This window comes from Microcella indica, from assembly GCF_013414345.1.
Classification (GTDB): Bacteria; Actinomycetota; Actinomycetes; order Actinomycetales; family Microbacteriaceae; genus Microcella; species Microcella indica.
This window is the reverse complement of the sequence record NZ_CP058670.1, coordinates 331,046-351,177: the sequence shown is the minus strand read 5'-3', so window position 1 is coordinate 351,177 and position 20,132 is coordinate 331,046. Positions and strand designations below refer to the sequence as shown.

The 20,132-nt window shown below is 71.4% G+C and carries 22 protein-coding genes and 1 tRNA gene; 3 read left to right on the top strand and 20 right to left on the bottom strand.

The window, feature by feature from the left end:
* Positions 1–180 precede the first annotated feature (180 nt).
* The 4 genes from HUJ41_RS01725 to HUJ41_RS01710 form a co-directional block, all read right to left on the bottom strand.
* Complete coding sequence (locus HUJ41_RS01725) at positions 181–1,221, bottom strand: DUF3048 domain-containing protein (protein ID WP_179873082.1); 1,041 nt, start codon at positions 1,219–1,221, stop codon at positions 181–183.
* Positions 1,222–1,279: 58 nt separating this feature from the next.
* Positions 1,280–1,483 carry a cold-shock protein gene (locus HUJ41_RS01720; RefSeq protein ID WP_179873081.1) on the bottom strand — a complete coding sequence of 68 codons (204 nt, stop codon included), beginning with the start codon at positions 1,481–1,483 and terminating at the stop codon, positions 1,280–1,282.
* A gap of 129 nt (positions 1,484–1,612) precedes the next feature.
* Positions 1,613–2,188, bottom strand: a complete 576-nt coding sequence (locus tag HUJ41_RS01715) for a LytR C-terminal domain-containing protein (RefSeq protein WP_179873080.1) — start codon at positions 2,186–2,188, stop codon at positions 1,613–1,615.
* Between the two features lie 31 nt (positions 2,189–2,219).
* A complete protein-coding gene (locus HUJ41_RS01710) occupies positions 2,220–2,492 on the bottom strand; it encodes a DUF3263 domain-containing protein (RefSeq protein ID WP_179873079.1) in 273 nt (90 codons plus the stop codon).
* Between the two features lie 137 nt (positions 2,493–2,629).
* Here HUJ41_RS01710 and HUJ41_RS01705 point away from each other — a divergent pair, with 137 nt between their 5' ends.
* Positions 2,630–3,733 carry a heme/hemin ABC transporter substrate-binding protein gene (locus tag HUJ41_RS01705; RefSeq protein ID WP_179873078.1) on the top strand — a complete coding sequence of 368 codons (1,104 nt, stop codon included), beginning with the start codon at positions 2,630–2,632 and terminating at the stop codon, positions 3,731–3,733.
* Here the strand turns inward: HUJ41_RS01705 and HUJ41_RS01700 are convergent.
* From HUJ41_RS01700 to HUJ41_RS01690, 3 genes are all read right to left on the bottom strand, one after another.
* The gene (locus HUJ41_RS01700) at positions 3,715–4,710 is read right to left on the bottom strand and encodes a DUF2332 domain-containing protein (RefSeq protein WP_179873077.1); all 996 of its coding nucleotides are present in this window, start codon (positions 4,708–4,710) and stop codon (positions 3,715–3,717) included. The genes HUJ41_RS01705 and HUJ41_RS01700 overlap by 19 nt on opposite strands.
* Positions 4,711–4,762: 52 nt before the next feature.
* On the bottom strand, positions 4,763–5,545 hold the full coding sequence (locus tag HUJ41_RS01695; protein WP_179873076.1) for an HtaA domain-containing protein: 783 nt from the start codon (positions 5,543–5,545) through the stop codon (positions 4,763–4,765).
* 85 nt (positions 5,546–5,630) lie between these two features.
* Positions 5,631–6,098 (bottom strand): GNAT family N-acetyltransferase, encoded by a 468-nt coding sequence (locus HUJ41_RS01690; RefSeq protein WP_246299283.1) that lies wholly within the window; start codon positions 6,096–6,098, stop codon positions 5,631–5,633.
* Between the two features lie 62 nt (positions 6,099–6,160).
* Between HUJ41_RS01690 and msrB the strand changes: the two genes are divergently transcribed.
* On the top strand, positions 6,161–6,595 hold the full coding sequence (gene msrB, locus HUJ41_RS01685; protein ID WP_179873075.1) for a peptide-methionine (R)-S-oxide reductase MsrB: 435 nt from the start codon (positions 6,161–6,163) through the stop codon (positions 6,593–6,595).
* Here msrB and HUJ41_RS01680 read toward each other — a convergent pair.
* The 11 genes from HUJ41_RS01680 to HUJ41_RS01630 all read right to left on the bottom strand — a co-directional run bounded on the left by HUJ41_RS01680 (position 6,576) and on the right by HUJ41_RS01630 (position 17,079).
* The gene (locus tag HUJ41_RS01680) at positions 6,576–7,601 is read right to left on the bottom strand and encodes a DMT family transporter (RefSeq protein WP_179873074.1); all 1,026 of its coding nucleotides are present in this window, start codon (positions 7,599–7,601) and stop codon (positions 6,576–6,578) included. The two genes, msrB and HUJ41_RS01680, sit on opposite strands and share 20 nt — an antisense overlap.
* A 127-nt stretch (positions 7,602–7,728) precedes the next feature.
* Positions 7,729–7,801, bottom strand: a tRNA-Thr gene (locus HUJ41_RS01675).
* 66 nt (positions 7,802–7,867) lie between these two features.
* Positions 7,868–9,409 carry an alpha/beta hydrolase gene (locus tag HUJ41_RS01670; RefSeq protein ID WP_179873073.1) on the bottom strand — a complete coding sequence of 514 codons (1,542 nt, stop codon included), beginning with the start codon at positions 9,407–9,409 and terminating at the stop codon, positions 7,868–7,870.
* On the bottom strand, positions 9,406–10,569 hold the full coding sequence (locus HUJ41_RS01665; RefSeq protein ID WP_179873072.1) for a DNA polymerase III subunit delta': 1,164 nt from the start codon (positions 10,567–10,569) through the stop codon (positions 9,406–9,408). The genes HUJ41_RS01670 and HUJ41_RS01665 overlap by 4 nt, the downstream gene beginning before the upstream one ends.
* 9 nt (positions 10,570–10,578) lie before the next feature.
* On the bottom strand, positions 10,579–11,199 hold the full coding sequence (gene tmk, locus HUJ41_RS01660; RefSeq protein ID WP_179873071.1) for a dTMP kinase: 621 nt from the start codon (positions 11,197–11,199) through the stop codon (positions 10,579–10,581).
* A gap of 10 nt (positions 11,200–11,209) precedes the next feature.
* On the bottom strand, positions 11,210–14,044 hold the full coding sequence (topA, locus tag HUJ41_RS01655) for a type I DNA topoisomerase (protein ID WP_179873070.1): 2,835 nt from the start codon (positions 14,042–14,044) through the stop codon (positions 11,210–11,212).
* An 81-nt stretch (positions 14,045–14,125) separates the two neighbouring features.
* Positions 14,126–14,509, bottom strand: a complete 384-nt coding sequence (locus HUJ41_RS01650) for an Rv3654c family TadE-like protein (protein ID WP_179873069.1) — start codon at positions 14,507–14,509, stop codon at positions 14,126–14,128.
* A gap of 5 nt (positions 14,510–14,514) precedes the next feature.
* On the bottom strand, positions 14,515–14,838 hold the full coding sequence (locus HUJ41_RS01645) for a TadE family type IV pilus minor pilin (protein WP_179873068.1): 324 nt from the start codon (positions 14,836–14,838) through the stop codon (positions 14,515–14,517).
* Positions 14,835–15,068, bottom strand: a complete 234-nt coding sequence (locus HUJ41_RS01640) for a DUF4244 domain-containing protein (protein ID WP_179873067.1) — start codon at positions 15,066–15,068, stop codon at positions 14,835–14,837. Before HUJ41_RS01640 ends, HUJ41_RS01645 begins: the two co-directional genes overlap by 4 nt.
* 122 nt (positions 15,069–15,190) lie before the next feature.
* The gene (locus HUJ41_RS01635) at positions 15,191–16,090 is read right to left on the bottom strand and encodes a type II secretion system F family protein (RefSeq protein WP_179873066.1); all 900 of its coding nucleotides are present in this window, start codon (positions 16,088–16,090) and stop codon (positions 15,191–15,193) included.
* Complete coding sequence (locus HUJ41_RS01630; protein ID WP_224744523.1) at positions 16,087–17,079, bottom strand: TadA family conjugal transfer-associated ATPase; 993 nt, start codon at positions 17,077–17,079, stop codon at positions 16,087–16,089. Before HUJ41_RS01630 ends, HUJ41_RS01635 begins: the two co-directional genes overlap by 4 nt.
* 428 nt (positions 17,080–17,507) lie before the next feature.
* Here HUJ41_RS01630 and acs point away from each other — a divergent pair, with 428 nt between their 5' ends.
* Positions 17,508–19,460, top strand: a complete 1,953-nt coding sequence (acs, locus tag HUJ41_RS01625) for an acetate--CoA ligase (RefSeq protein WP_179873064.1) — start codon at positions 17,508–17,510, stop codon at positions 19,458–19,460.
* Between the two features lie 20 nt (positions 19,461–19,480).
* Here the strand turns inward: acs and HUJ41_RS01620 are convergent, their stop codons facing one another.
* Complete coding sequence (locus tag HUJ41_RS01620) at positions 19,481–19,942, bottom strand: RidA family protein (RefSeq protein ID WP_179873063.1); 462 nt, start codon at positions 19,940–19,942, stop codon at positions 19,481–19,483.
* Positions 19,939–20,103: a Sp36 family protein gene (gene sp36, locus HUJ41_RS01615; protein WP_179873062.1), complete on the bottom strand. Its 165-nt coding sequence runs from the start codon at positions 20,101–20,103 to the stop codon at positions 19,939–19,941. The genes HUJ41_RS01620 and sp36 overlap by 4 nt, the downstream gene beginning before the upstream one ends.
* Positions 20,104–20,132 lie beyond the last annotated feature (29 nt).

The following is a 20,132-nucleotide window of genomic DNA, read 5'->3' as shown; positions in this document are numbered from 1 at the left end:
GGACGTATCACGTGCAGTAGCTCTGGCACTCGGCTATCGCGAGTGCTAACTGATTCTGGCACTCGCACCCTTCGAGTGCAAGCCAACACGACCCGCCGTGAGCCAGATCTGACCCGAATGGGCGCTCAGGCATTTGGCGAGCGCCCGTTCCCGTCAGATCTGGCGGGAAGCGGGGTGGGGCTAGGGGGCGCGGAAGGTCACGTCGCCCGCGAGGGGGACGAGCTCGACCCACGTATTGCCGGGCGCGAGGCGCACGGCGACTCCGTGCTCGTCGAGCAGACGGATGGTGTCGGTGAGGCCGCTCTTCGACCACTGGGCGCGCACGGTGCCCCCGCCCGTGGAGACCCACGCGTCGCCCGAGCCCCGCAGACCGACCGTCGGAATGCTCTGGATGACCTGCACGGGCACCCGGAGCGTCACGACGTTGACGGCGGCGAGCTGGTCGCCCGAGGCATCCCGATCGACGGCGCCGCCGTGCATGAAGCGCACCCAGCGCTCGCTCTCGGCGTTCCACTCCCACGCGGGCGTGTTGCCGACGGAGAACTGCAGCCCGATGCGGGCCGTGGGCGAGCCCTCCTTCGTGGCGGTCGCCGCGGCGACGCTCTCCGCGAAGGCGAACAGCTGCGGAGGCGGGTCGAGCCTGCCCTGCTGCGCCACGATCTGCGGCGCGCGCACGATGACGTTGTGCGGGGCCGGGGCGTTGGTGCCGCGGAAGATGGTCTCCGCGGTGTCTGCCTGCCCGTGGATCGCGTTGTACACGGGAGCGTTCTGCATCGCGACGACGAACCGGTACTGACCGCCCGAGTACGCGAAGACGCCGCCCAACGGCGACACGACGTCGGGGTCGACCGGTCGTACGGAGCGGATCGGGCCGATCTCGTCGGGAATGTCGGAGTGCCACACGGCGATGTGGCGCGTGGCGCCGCCCTCCACGAGGATCTCGTAGACGATGTCGGCCCGCCCGAGGCCGATCTGGGGGCGGGCGTTGATGTTGTTGTCGATCTTCGCTGCGATCGAGGGGTGGTCGAGCGAGCCGGGCGCCACCTGCTCTCCCGTTAGCGGGGCGAGCGTGTACGGTTCGGGCTCCTCGAACACCGGCACGTACTCGGGCGTCGCCGTCGGCACCGGCAACTCGCGCTCAGCGGCGCACCCGCTGGCCAGGGCGAGGGCCGCGAGCACGCCGACCGCTGCCGACCAGCGACTGCGTGCGCGCATCCTCATGGCGACAGCGTAACCGCGCAGGCGGAGGCGGGAGGTGAGGCGCGAAGCGGGCGCGCCGTCAGAGGACGGTGACGCCTTCGGCCTGAGGGCCCTTCGAGCCGGTGCCCACCTCGAAGCTCACCGCCTGACCCTCTTCGAGAACCTTGTAGCCGGGCATGTCGATGGCCGAGTAGTGGACGAAGACGTCCTGCTCCCCTCCCTCGAGAGTGATGAAGCCGAAGCCCTTCTCGGCGTTGAACCACTTGACGGTTCCCTTGGTCATGCGGTGACTCCTTGCTGTGCGTGGAGCGATGCTAACCACCGCAGCACGACCGTCACCAGGGGCCGCGAGCACTCTTCACAGAGTCGAAACGTCGGCGTAACGCCGATTCGGGATGCCCGGGGCCGGGCGTCAGCCGCGTGCCGAGTAGTCCGCGCCGAGCACGACGGTGATGGGAGCACCGGGGAAGGCGTCGGAGAGCTCGATGTCGGCAACACGCAACTGCTGCGCGATGCCGCGGGCGAAGCCTTCGTTGGCCGGGTCGGAGTAGAACACGACCGTGTCGGGGAAGTCGTCCTGCGCGGCATTCGTCGTCGTGCCGACGGGCCAGCCGGCCTCGGAGAGCTCGGCGCCGCCCTGAGCGGCGAGGCCCTCGAACGGTGTCGCATTGAGGACGGTGATCGTGAAACCGCTCGGAAGGTCGACGGCGCTCGGGTCCAGGACCGGGTCCGCCGTGGGCGTCATCGTCGGCGTGGGCTCGGGGGTCGGCATGGGCTCGGGCTCGGAGAAGCCCGGGATCTCGAAGGTCACGCTGTCGCTCACGAGGGAGAGGCTGTAGAGCCCGGCAACGACGAGCGCGCCGCTCGCGAGCAGGGCCCACGCCACCGCGATCCAGCCGCGACCCCGCCGACGCGGCGCCCGGTGCGCGCCGACGCGCCCGAGGGAGTCGGGCACGTCGTCGAAACGATCGGGGTCGTACTCGGCCATCGTGAAGCCTTTCGGCTGAGGTGGGGGCGGGTCAGGCTGCGCCGGTCGTCGAGGGGCGCCGCGTGCGGCGCTGCTGGGAGCGCTGCTGCCGCACCTCCCGCAGGCGACCGACCAGCACCGGGTCGTAGCGTGCGGCGACATCGGTGTCGATCACGGCGTTCAGCACCTGATAGTAGCGGGCGGCGCTCCAGCCGAAGTCACGACGGATGCGCAGCTCCTTCGCGCCGCTGTGGCCCCACCAGTCGCGCTCGAACTCGAGCACGCGGCGCGCGGGCTCGTCGAGGGCGTCGGATCGGGCATCCATACCCACACCCTAGGAGCCTCGCGAGCCCGACCGTGGCGGCTCGCCCACGGCCGGGCAGGTGCCCAGCCAACTCGGTTAGGGTTGCCTCAGTCGACCGGCGTCGCCCCGAGCGCGCCCCAGCCCCGTTTCGGACCCCCATGACCTCCCTGCTTCCCCGCGCGCTCGCGACGCTCCTGTGCGTCGCCGTGCTCTCGGCCTGCACGACGGGCACGGCGGGGCCCGTGGCCGAGTCGCCTGCCTCGATCACTCCTCGACCGCCGCTGGCCGAGCTCGACGTGCTCGAGAACCCGCGGGATCACGTGGGCCCGTCGACCGCAGTGCTCGAGACGGCCTCGATCACCCCCGTGGCGGAGGCACCGGCGCAGCAGCTGCCGACCACGGTGGTCTCTCGCGATCTCGCCGGCGACGTCGAGGTGACCGTCGACGACACGAGCCGCATCCTGCCGCTCGACATCGCCGGGTCGATCGCCTCGACCGTGTTCGCGCTCGGGTTCGGCGACTCGGTGGTCGGCCGCGACATCTCGACGACCTTTCCCGAGGCAGACGGCCTACCCGTCGTGACGAGCAGCGGCCACGCCATCAACAGCGAGTCGATGCTCGCGCTGCGCCCGAGCATCGTCATCACCGATGGCACGATCGGGCCGACCGACGTGGTCGTGCAGCTGCGCGATGCGGGCGTCACGGTCGTCTACGTGGATGCTGAGCCAGGGCTCGGCGCCCCCGCCGAGCTCGCGCGGCAGGTGGCCGCGGCGCTCGGGGCGCCCGCGACGGGCGAGGTGCTGGCCGCGCAGCTCGACGCCGAGGTCGACGCCGTCGTCGACGAGATCGCCTCCATCGCACCGACCGACACCGCCGATCGCGTGCGCATCCTCTTTCTCTACTTGCGTGGCGCCTCGCGCATCTACTACCTCTTCGGCGAGGAGTCGGGTGCAGACGAGCTCATCGAGGGCGTCGGAGGCATCGACGTGGCCGGGGAGATCGGCTGGCAGGGCCTGCGCCCCATGACGGACGAGGCTCTCATCGCGGCCGACCCCGACCTCATCCTCGTCATGACCGACGGGCTCGAGAGCGTGGGCGGAGTCGAGGGGCTCCTCGCCGCGAAGCCCGCGATCGCCCTGACGCGCGCGGGAGAGAACCGTCGCTTCGTCGACATGGCGGACGGCGAGATCCTGAGCTTCGGGCCGCGCACACCGCTCATGCTGGACGCCCTCGCGCGAGCGATCTACGCTCCGGACTCCTGAGTCCGCCCCTCGGGTGCCCAGCGCTCGAGGCGGTCGCCGTGAGGTGACACGACGGCCGCGGCGCGGCCATCGACGCTCAGGATGAAGTCGTCGTCCGGGCCGGGCAGGAGGGCGTCCGCGCTCTCACCCACGCGCTCGAGAACGCGGCGGCCGTCGAGAGAGATCCAGTGGCCGGGCAGCGCAGTGGCGAGGTCGTGGAACCGCTCGCGCCGCGCCGGGTCGAGGTAGACGAGCACGGCGGGGCTCCACACGACGAGCGTGGCGCCGCTCGGCGCCTGCGCGGCGAGCGCGGGCAACCCGTCGAGGGCGTCGCCCGCGACGAGTCGCGGCGGCTCTCGACGGGCGATCGTCATGGCCTGGTTCAGCTGCAGCGCTCGGTCGCGCTCCTCCGGCCAGACGAGCGTGCGCAACCAGCGCTCCGCCTCCGCGTCGCCCCAGGGCAGTGGCTGCCGCTCGAGCCCCGCACGCCAGACGATGCGGGGCAGGCGGGTCGGCACCGGCACGCTCTCTCCGAGAGCGCAGCGCAGCTCGAGCGCCGACGCGCCGTCCTCCGGATCGAGGCGGTGGAGCGCACTTCCCCGCTCGAACACGTGGCTGTAGCGGTCGGGAAGGAGTGTGAGACCCGCCGACGCGCCGACTTCGAGCAGCGCGACCGGCCCCTCGATGCGCTGCAGCGCGGCCACGAGCGGCGCCGTGCGCCGCGGATCGTTGGTCTGTGTCGCGCGCTGCCGGGCGATGCCGGCTACGGCCGGCCAGTGCTCCCGCACCCATGGCGCGATGCTCTCGTGCGGTGCGAGGCCCGCGAAGCGCGCGGCGGTGAGGATGAGCACGGGTTGACGGCTCGCCACGGGCAGCGCATCGATCAGCGCGATGCTCGCCTCATCGGCGGCGAGCGCCTCTGCCCAGCCCGCATAGGTGGGCGACCGGGGCGCCGCCTCCCGGGCGAAGCGCCGGTAGCGCTCGGCGGTCGTGCTCACGCCCGCATTGTGTCACGCGAACGCGCCGGGGCGGCCGTCGACCTCCGCATGCTCACGGCGCGCGGCGGCGACGCACGACCGTGATCCCGCCCACCGTGAGCACCGCGAGGGCGAGAACGACGCCCGCCCCGGTCAGCGCGGGCGCGACCCACGAGGCCCCTCCAGACACCACGAGGTCCGCCTCGACCTCGGCCGCGCAGGCTGGGTCGAGCGGCGCGACGATCGTGATCGGGTCGAGCGGCTCCCCCGCCGGGTAGGTGCCGAAGGCCGCCGCACCGTCCTCGGTGAGGGCGGCCGCGATGCCCTCGACGGTCAGCACGCCGTCCGCCACGGAGCGCGTGGCCGCCGTCAGGTCGAGGCTCGCGAACTCGACCCCCCGCGCCGCGACCTCGGCGCCCTCCTGCGTCGTGCCGACGACGTCGAGCACGAGCAGCCCCGACGCGGCGTCCGCGAGGGCGACGCGGGGCATGCTCACGGTCGTGTCGAGAATGTCGCCGTGCCCGGTGAAGCGGATGCTGCCCGCGAAGAGAAGCTCGGCCGTCGCCGAGCCCGAGGCGACGGCGCCGGAGCCCTCCCCGAACGTGAAGGAGGGCGTCGCGTAGGTGGCGCCGTCGGCCGCCTGCCACTCGCCGTTCGCGATCGAGCCGCTCACGTAGGCGCGGAAGCTCTCTTTGAAGCCCCACTCGAGCCGAGCATCCTGCACCGCGCACTCGTCGACGGAGGCCGCCGCGGCCCTCTCCGTCTCTGCACCGACCGAGAGGCCCAGCCCCACGGCCGCGGCCACCGCGAGGGCGAGACCCGCAGTGCCGAGTCGGCGGCGGAAGCGACGGAGCACGAGAGGCCCTTCTGTACGACAGGCTGAGGGCGCGTCGACGCGCCGAAGAACACCGGTCAGGCTAGCCGTCGCACCTTCGAAGGCGCTATGCGGTCGCGGCGCGGTACATGGAGACGTGCGGGATGCCCGCCTCGACATATTCGTCGCCGTACGGCTCGAAGCCGAGCGCGGCGTACAGCGGCTGGATGTAGCTCTGGGCGTGCAGCGCCAACGGCTCGTGGCCGTGCCGCTCGATGACATGCTCGATGAGGCGCCTCGCGAGCCCCTCCCCCCGTCGGTCGGCGCGGGTGACGACGCGGCCGACGAGACGCCGGGCATCCCGATTGCCCTCCTGCGGCTGCGCGTCGACGACGACGCGCAGGTAGGCGGCCACGCCGCGATCATCGGAGATCCAGACGTGCTCGGTGGTCTCCTCGCGGTCGCGCTCGTCGAGCTCCTCCTCGTCGATGCGCTGCTCGAGGAAGAACACTTCGGTGCGCACGCGCGCGATCTCGAAGAACTCGTCGAGGCTCAGCTCGCCCCACGTCCGCAACATCGGGGAAGTCTCGGGCACGAATGCGAGTTTAATGGGGTGCAGACCAACCGCCCGAGGCCGGGCGAGAAGCGGGGAACCCCATGAGTGACGACACGACCGCCCAGAACGACCAGAGCTACGCCGTGCAGAAGACCGAGGACGAGTGGCGGGCCGAGCTCGGCGAGGAGCGATATCAGGTGCTGCGCGAGGCCGGCACCGAACGCGCGTGGACGGGAGAGCTGCTCGACGAGAGCCGCAGCGGCATCTACACGTGCGGAGCGTGCAACGCCGAACTGTTCCAGGCCGGCACCAAGTTCGACTCGGGCTGCGGCTGGCCGAGCTTCTACGAGTCGGTTCGCCCCGACGCCGTCGAGCTGCTCGAGGACACCTCGCTCGGCATGACCCGTACCGAGGTGCGCTGCGCCGCGTGCGGCTCGCACCTGGGCCACGTGTTCCCCGACGGCTTCGGCACCCCCACGGGCGACCGCTACTGCATGAACTCGCTCGCCCTCGGCTTCACGGCCGACGAGGAGTAGGCCCGGCGGAGCCCGGGGCTGGAGACGTCGCCAGCACGGTGCGCGGCCGCCGCCAGCGGTCGAGCGTCGCCACGACGATGCCCACCGCGGTGAGCACGACGGCGGCGACGGTCTGAGGCTGCAGCGCAGGGCCGATCGCCGCGACGGAGTCGAACACGACCGCCGCCATGAGCTGCCCGAGCACGAGGCACATGCCGAGCAGCAGCACGCCGACGCGCGCGACCGCGGCCGCCTGGATCGCGATGAAGACGACACCGACAGCGCCACCCGCGTAGAGGTACGCCTCGGTCGGCGGCTGCTCGGGCAGACCGTTGACGGCGAGGCTGATGACGGTCACGACGAGGAGCGCTGCTGTGCCGACCGTGAAGTTCACGAGCGTCGCCGCGAGCGGAGAGCCGCTCACCTGCCGCACGCGACCGTTCATCGCCTGCTGCATGCCCGCGCCGACTCCCGCGAGGAGCGGCAGGATGAGCGCCGGCCACGGGATGCTCCCGCCCAGTTCGCCCGCGACCGCCACCGCCACCGCGAGCACCGTGAGTGCCGCGCCGCTCAGGCGCGCGAGCGTGGGAGGTGTCACGCGCGCCCCGGCGAAGCCCCGGGCATCCGCGACCATTCCCGTCACCGTCTGGCCCGAGACGAGTGCGACGGTGAAGATCGCCACCCCGAGGATGCCCGCCACGAGGCCCTGCGAGAGCACGAAGAAGCCACCGGCCGCACCGCCGAGCAGCATCCACCAGGGCAGCTCGCCTGCCCGCAGCGCCGCGGGGATGCGCCGCACCGCCGCACGGCCGCGCCGAGTCGAGAGCACGATCACGAGCAGCAGCACCCAGCCGGAGGAGAAGGAGACGAGCGCGGCCGTGAAGCCGTCGTCGAAGCGCTGCCCGAGCTCGCCGTTGACGCGCGACTGCGTCGCGACGCCCACGCCGGCGAGCACCGTCGCCGCGACGGCGAGCGCGGTGCCGAGCGGGCCCGCGAGGCGGCCGCCGTCGAGACCCACGGCGTTCATGCGCATCCTCTCGGTGACGCGGACGAGTAGCGCAGCAAGTTTGTCAGGGCCGCCTCCGGGAATCGAACCCCGCGATGCGTCAGCATCGGCGCACCAGGATCGACCACTGTGGAAGAACTGGCTTACGGGCCGCCTCCGGGAATCGAACCCGGGACCTATTCATTACGAGTGAATCGCTCTGCCGACTGAGCTAAGGCGGCGTGACCCGGTTCCACCGGGCACGGCTCACGAGTTTATCCCATCGCGCGGGCGGCCGCGCACACCCGTTACCCGTTGCAGACCGGATCGCTCGCGGGCACCTCGCCCGTGAGCAGGTAGTCGTCGACGAGCCCGTTGATGCACGGGTCGCCTTCGTCGTAGGCGATGTGGCCTTCGCCGACGTAGGTGACGAGCACACCGCTCTCGAGCTGCTCGGCCAGCGCCTCGGCCCACTCGTAGGGAGTGGCCGGGTCACCGGTGGTGCCGATGACGAGGATCGGTGGCGCGCCGGCGGCGCGCACGGGCTCGAGGTCGCCCTCGAAGGCGTACGGCCAGTTGGCGCAGATGACGTCGCCGAGCGGTGAGGGGTCGGCCGTGGTCGGGGCGACCTCCCGAATGCGCTCGTTCTGCTCGGCGATGACGTCCCGGTCGGTCTCGACCGGATAGTCGAGGCAGTTGATGGCGATGAACGCTTCGAGCGAGTTGTCGATGTAGCGCCCACCCTCGCGGCCGTAGTAGAAGTCGGCGAGCAGGAAGCCCGTGGCGACCTCGCCGGTGCGCAGCTCGCTGAACGTCTCACTGAGGAAGCTCCACGAGCCTTCGTCGTAGAGTGCCGTCGCGATGGCGATGTCGAGCACGGCGCTGTCGAAGAAGCGGCCGTCCTCCGCCTCGATGGGCTCCTCGCCCAGGCGGTCGTACAGCTGGCGGATGAGGTCGAGACTCTCCTCCACCCCGCCCGTGAAGGGGCACTCGCCGAGGCTCGGGCATCCTTCGAGGTACGCGCGCAACGCCTGCTCGAACCCGGCGGACTGCGCGAGCACGACCTCGAAGGTGGTCGTCGTGGGGTCGGTCGCACCGTCCAGCACGAGGCGGCCGACTCTGTCGGGGAACCGGTCGGCGTACCGCGCACCGATCTCGGTGCCGTAGGAGTAGCCGAAGTAGTGGAGGGCCTCGTCGCCGACGATCGCGCGCAGAAGGTCGAGATCCTGCACCGTGCTCTCGGTGTCGACGAACTCGAGCAGCGGGCCGGTGTTCTGCTCGCACGCGGCGATGAAGTCGAGCGAGGCGTCGACGACCTCCGCCTCCCACTCGGGGCTTCCCGGCTCGGAGTCGGGGATTCCGTAGATGAACTCGTCCTGCTCGCTCGTCTCGGTGTAGCAGGTCACGGCGCTCGATCGGCCGACCCCGCGAGGGTCCCAGCCGACGATGTCGAACTGCTCGCGCAGCTCGGTGCTCACCGCGAAGTCGACGCTGTCGCGCACGAAGTCGAACCCGGAGGCGCCCGGGCCACCCGGGTTGATGAACAGCGAACCCTGGGGCGCGCCGCTCGCCGCCGGGTGGCGCACGAGGGCGAGTTCGACGTGCTCGCCCGTTCCAGGGTTCTGCCAGTCGAGGGGCGCGAGGGCCGTCGAGCACTGCGCACCGCCGCCGCAATCCCGCCACGCGAGAACCTGCGTGTAGTACGGCCGCAGCTCGTCGGCGACCTCCTCGCCCGTAGGGGTGGAGGTGTCGCCGCCGCCGAGGACGGTGGCGAGCCACGGCGGCACGCACCCGCTGAGCAGCAGTACGGGAACGAGGAGGAGGCTGGCGAGGAGGGGGCGTCGCGTCACGCGAGCGAGCCTAGTGCGGGAACCCTGCCGCTCGCCGCGACCATCATCGCCTCGAGCGCGAGGGCCGGCGGCGTGTTGCCGGCGACGCGGTGCCGCGCGAGGGCGATCGCGTCCATCGCTCCGAGGGCGGCCGCCGGGCTCAGGGTCTGCGCGGCACGCTCCACAGCGGGGCGCAGGGACTCGTTGACGAGCTCGAGGCCCGCACCGAGCTGGACGAGAAGGATGTCGCGGTAGAGCGAGAGCAGGTCGACGAGCACACGGTCGACACCGTCTCGCACGGAGCGCGTCGCGCGCCTCTTCTGGTCCTCCTCGAGGTTCTTCAGCGTCGACCGCAGTGCGGGCGGAACGGTGCCGCCGGGTTCGACGCCGAGCTGCCGCAGTGCGGCCTCGCGCTCCTCCGCCTCGCGCTCGACCGTGAACGCCTTCGCGTCCTCCGTCGCGATAGCGACGAGCTGCTCGGCGGCGAGCACGGCCCCGCTCACCGAGGTCACGCCGAGGGCGAGCTCGAGGCTGCGCGTGCGGCGGGCACGGGCATCCGGGTCGGTCGCGAGGCGCAGCGCCATGCCGATGTGGGTCTGCGCCTCTCGAGCGGCCTGCTCGGCGAGCGCGGGGGCGATGCCGTCGCGGCGCACGAGCAGGTCCGCGACCTCGGCGACGCTCGGCACGCGCAGGCGGATGGTGCGCACGCGGGAGCGGATGGTGGGGATGAGGTCGGCCGCGCTGGGCGCGCAGAGGATCCACACGGTGCGCGGCGGCGGCTCTTCCAGCGCCTTGAGGAGCACGTTCGAGGTGCGCTCGGTCATGCGGTCGGCGTCTTCGATGACGATGACGCGGTAGGGAGCGACGGAGGGCGAGAACTGACTCTGCGAGACGAGCTGCCGCACTTCGTCGATCGAGATGATGACGCGGTCGGTCGCGAGCACGGCGAGGTCGGGATGCGTGCGCGCGGCGACCTGCGCCTCCGTCGTCGCGGTCACGGCGGGATCAGGGGTCAGCCCGCTGAGCAGAGCGGTCGCGAACGCGTAGGCGAGGTTGGAGCGCCCGGACCCGGGCGGGCCCGTGATGAGCCAGGAGTGGGTCATCGAGTCGGGGTCGGCTGCGGCCTCCTGCAGGGCGCGGATGGCCGCCTCCTGCCCGGTCAGCTCGTCCCACGCGCTCATGCGGCCACTCTAGGCGAGCAGGTGCGACACCCGGTCGCGGATGCTCTGCTGCAGCTGCTCGACGGGCAGGGTCGCATCGAGCACGAGGAACCGCTCGGGCTCGGCCTCGGCGAGCCCGAGGTACGCGGCACGCACCCTCTCGTGGAAGTCGGCCTCCTCCGCCTCGAGGCGGTCGTAGCGCGTGCGGCTCTCGGTGAGGCGCTCGCGGCCCACGGCCGGGTCGAGGTCGAGCAGGACGGTGAGGTCGGGCAGCAGCCCTTCCGTGGCCCACAGGGAGAGGTCGCGAACCTCGTTCGCCTCGAGCACGCGCCCCGCGCCCTGGTAGGCGACGGAGGAGTCGAGGTAGCGATCCTGGATGACGACGTCGCCTCTCTCGAGTGCGGGCCGCACGATGGTCGCGATGTGGTGCGCGCGATCGGCTGCGTAGAGCAGGGCTTCGGCGCGCGGAGCGATGAACCCTCGGCGGTGCAGGACGATCTCGCGCAGCTCGAGGCCGAGGTCGGTGCCGCCGGGCTCGCGCGACTGCACGACCGTGCGCCCCTGCTGCTCGAGCCACGCGGTGAGGGCTCCCATCTGGGTGCTCTTGCCGGAGCCGTCACCGCCTTCGAGGGTCAGGAAGAGCCCGGTCATGCGATGCGACTCACTTCTTCTTCGGTGCAGGCTTCGGCGCGGCCTTCGACGCGCCCGTGGCCTTCTTGGCCGTCGTCTTCTTGGCCGGCGCCTTCTTGGTGGCGGTCGATGCACGCTTGGCGGGCTTCTTGGCGGGCCCCTTGGCGCGCTTGTCGGCGATGAGCTGAACGGCACGCTCGAAGTCGACCTCCATCGGGTCTTCGCCGCGCGGCACGGTCGCGTTGGTCTCGCCGTCAGTGACGTAGGGGCCGAAGCGGCCGTCTTTGAGCTTGATCGGCTTGCCGCTGACCGGGTCGGCGTCGAACTCCTTGAGGGCGCTCGCGGCCTTGCGGGCGCCGTACTTCGGCTCGGCGAACTTGGCGAGTGCTCCCGCGAGGTCGATGTCGAAGATCTGGGCCTCCTCGTCGAGCGAGCGCGAGTCTGTGCCCTTCTTGAGGTAGGGGCCGTAGCGGCCGTTCTGCGCCGTGATCGGCTCGCCGCTCTCCGGGTCCTCCCCGACAAGGCGTGGCAGGTCGAGCAGGCGCAGGGCGGTCGCGAGGTCGACGGTCTCGGGGTCCATGTCCTTGAAGAGGGATGCCGTGCGCGGCTTCTCGCCCGCCTTCTTCTTGGGCGCCGCCTTCTTCTTCGGTGCGGGCTCGAGCACTTCGCCGGTGGCAGGGTCGACGGCGGGTTCCGCGGCAGTGGACGTCGCAGCGCTGGGCTGGGCGGGCTCCTCCGGCTCGGGGTCTACCTCGGTGACGTAGGGCCCGAAGCGCCCGGTCTTGGCGACGACGTTCTTGCCCGTCTCGGGGTTCACCCCGAGAACGCGGTCGCCGATGACGGGGGCGTCGGCGAGCTCTTGCGCTTTGGCGGCGGTGAGCTCGTCGGGGGCGAGCTCTTCGGGAATGTTGACGCGTCGCGGCGTCTCCCCGCCTTCGTCGAGCTCGAGGTAGGGGCCGTACTTGCCGATGCGCAGCGTGATGGTGTCGGTGAGCGGCATCGAGTTGAGGGTCTTCGCGTCGATCTCGCCGAGGTTGTCGATCACGGGGCGCAGGCCGGGCTGGTGGGCATCACCGAAGTAGAAGCCGGTGAGCCATTCGGTGCGGTCGGCTTCGCCGTTGGCGATGCGGTCGAGGTCGGCCTCCATGGCGGCCGTGAAGTCGTACTCGACGAGGTCGGCGAAGTTCTCTTCGAGCAGTCGCACGACCGAGAAGGCGATCCAGTTAGGTACGAGGGCGGAGCCGCGAGGGGTGACGTAGCCGCGGTCGACGATCGTCGAGATGATGGCGGCGTAGGTCGAGGGGCGGCCGATGCCCCGCTCCTCGAGCGCCTTGACGAGGCTCGCCTCGGTGTACCGCGGGGGCGGGCTCGTCTCATGCCCCTTGGGCTCGACCTCGACGACCGTGAGGCTCTGCCCGACCTCGAGCGGGGGCAGCTTCGACTCGGTGGGTTCGGCGCGCTCGTCGGCGTTGCGCTCCTCGTCGCGGCTCTCCTCGTAGGCCGCGAGGAAGCCGCGGAAGGTGATGACGGTGCCGCTCGCCGCGAATTCGGCGACGACGCCGGCGGGGGTAGCGCTCTGCGGCGTGGGGCCCGCGTGAATGGTGACCGAGGCGGTCTGCCCGCGCGCATCGGCCATCTGGCTCGCGACGGTGCGCTTCCAAATGAGGTCGTAGAGCTTCCAGTCGTTGCCGCGCAGGGTGCCCTCGAGCTCGCTGGGGGTGCGGAAGACGTCTCCGGCGGGGCGCACTGCCTCGTGGGCCTCTTGGGCGTTCTTCGACTTTCCGGAGTAGGTGCGGGGCTTCTCGGGAATGCTGTCGGCGCCGTACAGCTGGGTGGCCTGCGCGCGTGCGGCGTCGACGGCCTGCTGGGAGAGCGTCACCGAGTCGGTGCGCATGTAGGTGATGTAGCCGTTCTCGTAGAGCGACTGGGCGACCGACATGGTCTGGCGCGCGGTGAACCGCAGCTTGCGGCCGGCCTCCTGCTGCAGCGTCGACGTCGTGAACGGCGCGGCGGGCCGCCTCGTGTACGGCTTCGATTCGACGTTCGCGACCGTGACGGCGAGGTCGGGGTCGCGCAGCGCCGCGGCGAGCGATGTTGTCGTGGACTCGTCGAGGGCGACGGTCTCGGCCGACTTGAGCTCGCCGCGGTCAGTGAAGTCGCGCCCGGTGGCGACCTTCTTGCCGTCGAGCCTGCCGAGTCGCGCTGTGAACGGCGTATCGCCGCCGACGGGCGCGAGCGTCGTGTCGAGGTCCCAATAGTTCGCGGTGACGAAGGCGAGGCGCTCGCGCTCGCGGTCGACGACGAGACGGGTCGCCGCCGACTGCACGCGGCCCGCGCTGAGCCCCGGGCCCACCTTGCGCCAGAGCACGGGGCTCACCTCGTAGCCGTACAGCCGGTCGAGGATGCGCCGGGTCTCCTGCGCGTCGACGAGCGCGGTGTCGAGGTCGCGCGTGGCATCGACGGCGCGCTGGATCGCCTCGGAGGTGATCTCGTGAAAGACCATGCGCTTGACCGGGACCTTGGGCTTGAGCACTTCGAGCAGGTGCCAGGCGATCGCCTCCCCCTCGCGGTCCTCATCAGTTGCGAGCCAGAGCTCGTCGGCCCCCTTCAGGGCTCGCTTGAGGTCGGCGACGGTCTTCTTCTTCGCATCGGAGACCACGTAGTAGGGCTCGAAGCCGTTCTCGACGTCGATGGAGAACTTGCCGAGTGGGCCCTTCTTGAGCTCGGGAGGCAGGTTCTTCGGCTCGATGAGGTCACGGATGTGGCCGACGGAGGCCTGCACCTCGTAGTCGTCGCCGAGGTACTTGCCGATCGTCTTCGCCTTGGCAGGCGACTCGACGATGACCAGCTTCTTGGCTCCTGACACGGTGCTCCTCTTTTACTGTCGCTCTCGATGCCGCGGGGATGGGATCCGCACCGCGACGGGGTGCGCGGCGTGAAGCCGCGGTCAGCCACACCATACACAGGGTGCGCGAGTGCGCACCTCACGGGCACCGGGAGGCCCGGCCCGTGCTGTCCGTTCCACGGCCACGCTGAGGACGGTGGCCCGCACCGTCACGATCATGCTGAAGCCCTCGGTGCGGCAGCCCACGAGGGCGGTGTCGTGGGCCCGCGCGACGCGCGCGGCGATCTCGCACGGATCGCCGGCGATCCACCCGAGCATGACGTCCGCCGCGGCGAGCGCGGCGGCATCCGCGGCCGCCCCCACCCGCTGCGCACCCGAGACGGCGCTCGCGGCGCCGACGAGAGCGAGCCCGGCGATGACCACGGCTGCGAGCACTCCGACGACGAGCGGCGTGCCCGCACCGCGGTCTGCAGACCATCGGGGCACGCGCGTCACCACCCTCCGTCGAGCGCGCACGAGGACGCGCTCACCGCGATCGGCACGCCGAGCACTCGGGGCGCGGAACGCGCGTCAACGCACACGAGCCCGTCAGAGCGGCTCGCCGAGACCGTCGCGCCGGGCACCGCCCGCTGCACGTGCTCCAGCGCCGAGGACTCGCCCCGACCGAGCAGTCGCGCGGCGTCGGCCGCTGCCAGTTGCAGGCGCACGAGTTCGGTGGCGGCGAGCAGTCCACCCAGGCAGGCGACGAGCACGAGAGCGACGGCGGGAAGGGCGACCGCGACCTCGGCCGTGGCCGCCCCGCGGTCGTCTCTCACCCGACGGTGAGCGCGGTGCGCACGAGGTCGGTGAGGATGCCGCGCACTTCGTCGCTCTGCATGATGACGACGAGCAGGCTCGCGAAGCCGACTGCTGCCATGGTCGCGATGGCGTACTCGGCGGTCGCGGCACCGCGATCGTCGGTGAGCCGCACCCGGCCTCGGCGGCGGGCGGTATTCGGCCCGCGAGTCGCGGCCGGCGGGCAGGAGGATGGGAGGGCGGTGCTCATGGTGTGCTCCTTGGGCGATCATGCCCGCAGGCGGCGGGCGGTCCAGTGGCACGAACCCGATCAGTCTGCGACGTGGGGCGCGCCGGCAGGCATGGCCGCCGCAGAACAGCGCAGAGCCCGTCTCACGAGGCGGGTGTGGAGGAGAGCAGGCCGAGCAGGAGCGGCACGACCCCCAGCAGCACGAACGACGGCAGGATGCACGCACCCAGGGGCAGCATGAGGCGCACTGCGAGCCTCTCCGCGCTGCCGCGCGCGCTCGCGCGGGCATCCGCACGACGTTCCACGGCCTCTGCTCGGCACAGGGCACCCAGCGGAGCTCCTGAGACGCGTGAGAGCCGCACGAGCGACTGCGCGGCCGCCGTCTCGACCTCGTCCAGCGCGAGGGACGCGCGGTCGAGCTCGGCCGTCACTAGTGCGAGAGCCGCCTCGGGTGAGCCGCCGCCGCCCGCGGCGACGGCGAGCAGGTCGAGAGGGAGCCCCGCCGTGGGCGGCGGCGGCGCCGCGGCGCGCAGCATGCGCCGCATCCACCGCCGCGCCAGCAGCAGGAGGCCGACCCCGAGCACCGCGCTCGTGAACCCGAGCGGCTGGGCGAGTGTGCCGAGCAGATCGACACCGAGCAGGAGCGCGAGGACGATGGCGCACACGGGCAGCAGGAGCACGATGCGCGCCGTGGCCTGCGGGCCGGCGAGAGCGATCTCGATGTCGCGAGCAGCCTCCTGCCGATCGCGGATCGCGCCGGCGAAGGCCGTGAGCGCGGGAGCGAGCGGCGCGCCGCTGGCGGCAGCGACTCGCCACGCGGCCAGCAGCCCCGCCCACGCTGGGTCCTGCGCGGGCGCCGCACGCTCGAGCGCGAGCGCCGCATCGGGAGCGCGCTCGAGCTGCGCGACCACGCCGTCGAGGGTCTCGTCGTCACCCTCGGCCGCGACGTGGCGCCACGCGGATGCTGGGGCGATTCCCGCGGCGAGGAGCACGGCGAGCCGGTGCACGTGCGCCGCGAGCCTCACGGGGGGCGTGGCCGTCACCGAGCATCCTCGAGGGGGATGATCGTGAGCCGCTCCCGTGCGTCGAGCGCGAAGCGACCCAGTGCCGCCGTGCGCTCCCCCGTCGTCGCGTGCTGCACGTGCACTGCCAGATCGATGCCGCTGCACACCTGCCGGGCCAGTGGCTCCGGCGCGAGGCCCGCGATCATGCCGATCGCCTCGAGTCGGCTCGGTACGTCGACGAGGGAGTTGGCGTGCAACGTGCCTGCTCCCCCGCGATGGCCGGTGTTGAGCGCGGCGAGAAACTCGCGCACCTCCGCCCCGCGGCACTCGCCTACCGCAAGCCTGTCCGGCCGCATCCGCAGCGCCTCACGCACGAGTCTCGCGAGGTCGATCGCCCCCGCGCCCTCCAGATTCGCCTGTCGGCATTCGAGAGCGACCACGTGAGGATGCTCCACCGGAGCCTCGGCGACGTCCTCGATGAGCACGATGCGGTCGCGTGGCGAGGCCTCCGAGAGCCAGGCCGCCATGAGAGTCGTCTTGCCACTGCCCGTGGCGCCGGTCACGAGAAGCGTGCGTCGTTCCTCGAGGGCCGCACGCAGAGCAGTGATGACCGGCGCGGGCAGTCCGCAGTCGTCGAGCGTCACCCGCTGCACGCGCGGCAGACGCAGCGAGATGGCCGTGCCCGCTCGCGCGATGGGCGGCAGCACGACGTGCACGCGGATGCCCTCGCCGAGCCGCACGTCGGCCGTCGGAGTCGCCTCGTCGACGTGGCGGCCGCCGTCGGCGATGAGCCTCACGGCCAGATCTCGAGCGTCTGCCGAGGTGAGCCGCACGCCCGGCACGCGCGTACTGCCGGCACCGTCGTCGCTCCACACCGCTCCATCGCCCGTCACGAACACGTCGGTCGCTCGCGCATCGGCGACCGCGGGGGCAAGCGGCCCGAGCGCTGCGACGAGGCTCGACGAGAGCGGACGGACCGCCGAGCCCTCGCCGGCGCGCCGCGGGTCGCGCGGCACGAAGGAGGTCACCCGGCCATCGTGGAGCCCCCCGATCGAGCACGCAGCCGCAGGCGACGCAAGGGGGAGAAACTCCGAGAGCCCCTCCGTGGGGAGGGGCTCTCGGGTAGTTCGGGGGCGGCGCCCACAATGGGGGGAAGCGGGCGCCGCCACAGCAACACGGGATTGGGGGGAATCGATCGCGTTGCGAGGTCAGGCTTGCTGCTGACGAATCTCAGTGTATGCCAGCGCATGGGCCGGTCAAGTCTTTCGGGGCACTTATGTGTCCTCCAAACGGCGGACACACAGAATTGTACCCCGACGGGGTACGAAAACGCCGCCCGAGTCGCGTCGTGACGGGTGCTCTCGCGCACCACGAGCATCCTCGTATGATGGCCGGTGTTCCTCACCGGTGCGGCAGACCAGGCCAGCCCGCAGACACTCGACACTCAAGGATGATGATGTCCAGCACCTCGATCGACAGCCTTCTGCACGAGAAGCGCCGCTTCGCCCCCGACCCCGGCTTCGCCGCGAGCGCGGTCGCCCGCCCCGAGCTCTACGAGCGCGCGACCGACGACCGCCTCGCCTTCTGGGCCGAGCAGGCGCGCGACCTCGTGCACTGGCACCGCCCCTTCACGGAGACGCTCGACTGGTCGAACGCTCCCGTCGCCCGCTGGTTCGGCGACGGCGAGCTCAACGTCGCCTACAACTGCCTCGACCGGCACGTGCTCGCGGGCCACGGCGACCGCGTCGCGATCCACTGGGAGGGCGAGCCCGGCGACACGCGCAGCCTCACCTACGCCGAGCTGACCGTCGAGGTCAAGCGCGCCGCCAATCTGCTCGCGAGCCTCGGCGTCAGTCAGGGCGATCGCGTCGCGATCTACCTGCCCGTCATTCCGGAGGCCGTCATCGCGATGCTCGCCGTCGCGCGGCTGGGCGCCGTGCACTCGGTCGTGTTCGGCGGCTTCGCGGCCGAGAGCCTGCGCGCCCGCATCGACGATGCAGGCGCCAAGCTCGTCATCACCGCCGACGGCGCGTACCGCAAGGGCAAGGTGCTGCCGCTCAAGCCCGCCGTCGACGCGGCCCTCGCCGCCGGCGAGACGACGGTCGAGAAGGTGCTCGTCGTGCGGCGCGGCGAGAACGAGATCGACTGGACAGCGGGGCGCGACCTGTGGTGGCACGACGAGATCGCGCCCATGAGCGACGAGCACGAGGCACGCGGCTTCGAAGCCGAGAACCCGCTGTTCATCCTCTACACCTCGGGAACGACCGGCAAGCCCAAGGGCATCCTGCACACCTCAGGCGGCTACCTCACGCAGGTCGCGTTCACGCACAAGAACGTGTTCGACCTCAAGCCCGAGAGCGACGTCTACTGGTGCACGGCCGACGTCGGCTGGATCACGGGCCACAGCTACGTGGTCTACGGCCCGCTCGCGAACGGCGCAACACAGCTGCTCTACGAGGGCACGCCCGACACTCCCCACCCCGGCCGGTGGTGGGAGCTCATCGAGAAGTACAAGGTGAGCATCTTCTACACCGCGCCGACGGCGATCCGCTCGTTCATGAAGCTCGGTCGCGAGATACCGCAGAAGTTCGACCTGTCGAGCCTGCGCCTGCTCGGATCGGTCGGTGAGCCCATCAACCCCGAGGCATGGGTCTGGTTCCGCGAGATCATCGGCGGCGGCACCGCGCCCATCGTCGACACGTGGTGGCAGACCGAGACGGGCGCGATCATGATCAGCGCGCTGCCCGGCATCACGACGACCAAACCGGGCGCCGCCCAGGTTCCCCTGCCGGGAATCTCGGTGGATGTGCTCGACGAGGAGGGCGTGCACGTCGGCAAGGAGGCCGGAGGGCTCCTCGTGCTCACCGAGCCGTGGCCGAGCATGCTGCGTGGCATCTGGGGTGACGAGCAGCGCTACAAGGACACCTACTGGTCGAAGTTCGCGAACACCTACTTCGCGGGCGACGGCGCGCACCTCGATGAGGACGGCGACGTGTGGCTGCTCGGCCGCGTCGACGACGTCATGAACATCTCGGGCCACCGCCTCTCGACGATGGAGATCGAGTCGGCGCTCGTGTCGCACGAGCTCACGGCCGAGGCCGCGGTCGTCGGCGCGCACGACGACACGACCGGTCAGGCGGTCGTCGCCTTCGTGATCCTCAAGGGTCGTCTCGCGAACACCGTCACGCCGCAGGAGGCGAGCGACCTCCTGCGGGCGCACGTCGCCGAGCAGATCGGCGCGATCGCCCGGCCCCGTCAGGTGTTCGTCGTGGAGGAGCTGCCCAAGACTCGTTCGGGCAAGATCATGCGCCGCCTGCTGCAGGACGTCGCGGAAGGCCGCGAGGTGGGTGACACGACGACGCTCACCGACACGAGCGTCATCCGCATCATCTCCGACACCATGAAGTAGCGGAGAGAGGCCCGGCCGGGTCAGGCGAACTCGAGGATGAGCTCGACCTCGACCGGAGCATCCAGGGGCAGCACGGCGACGCCGACGGCGCTGCGCGCGTGGTGGCCCGCCTCGCCGAAGATCTCGCCCAGCACCTCGGAGGCGCCGTTGAGCACGGTCGGCTGGCCTGTGAAGTCTGGAGCCGACGCGACGAAGCCCGTGACCTTCACGATACGAGTGACGCGGTCGAGAGAGCCGATGACGCTCTGCGCCGCGGCGAGCGCGTTGAGCACGCACGTGCGGGCGTAGCCCGCAGCATCCTCGGCACTCACCTCGGCGCCCACCTTGCCGGTCGCGGGCAGGGCGCCGTCGACGAAGGGCAGCTGCCCCGCCGTGTGCACGAGGTGGCCGGTCACGACGGCCGGCACGTAGGCGGCGACGGGCTTCGCCAGCTGCGGGATGCTGATGCCGAGCTCGGCCAGGCGCGCGTCGATGCCGCTCATGCGGCGCCGCCTTCGAGGGGACGCTTGAAGTACGCGACAAGCCCGCCCTCCGGGCCCGGCACGATCTGCACGAGTTCCCAGCCCTCCGCGCCCCAGTTGTTGAGGATCGCCTGGGTGGTGTGGATCATGAGCGGAGTCGTGAGGTACTCCCATTGCGTCATCTCGGTCTCCGTTCAGGGTTAAGGGGGGC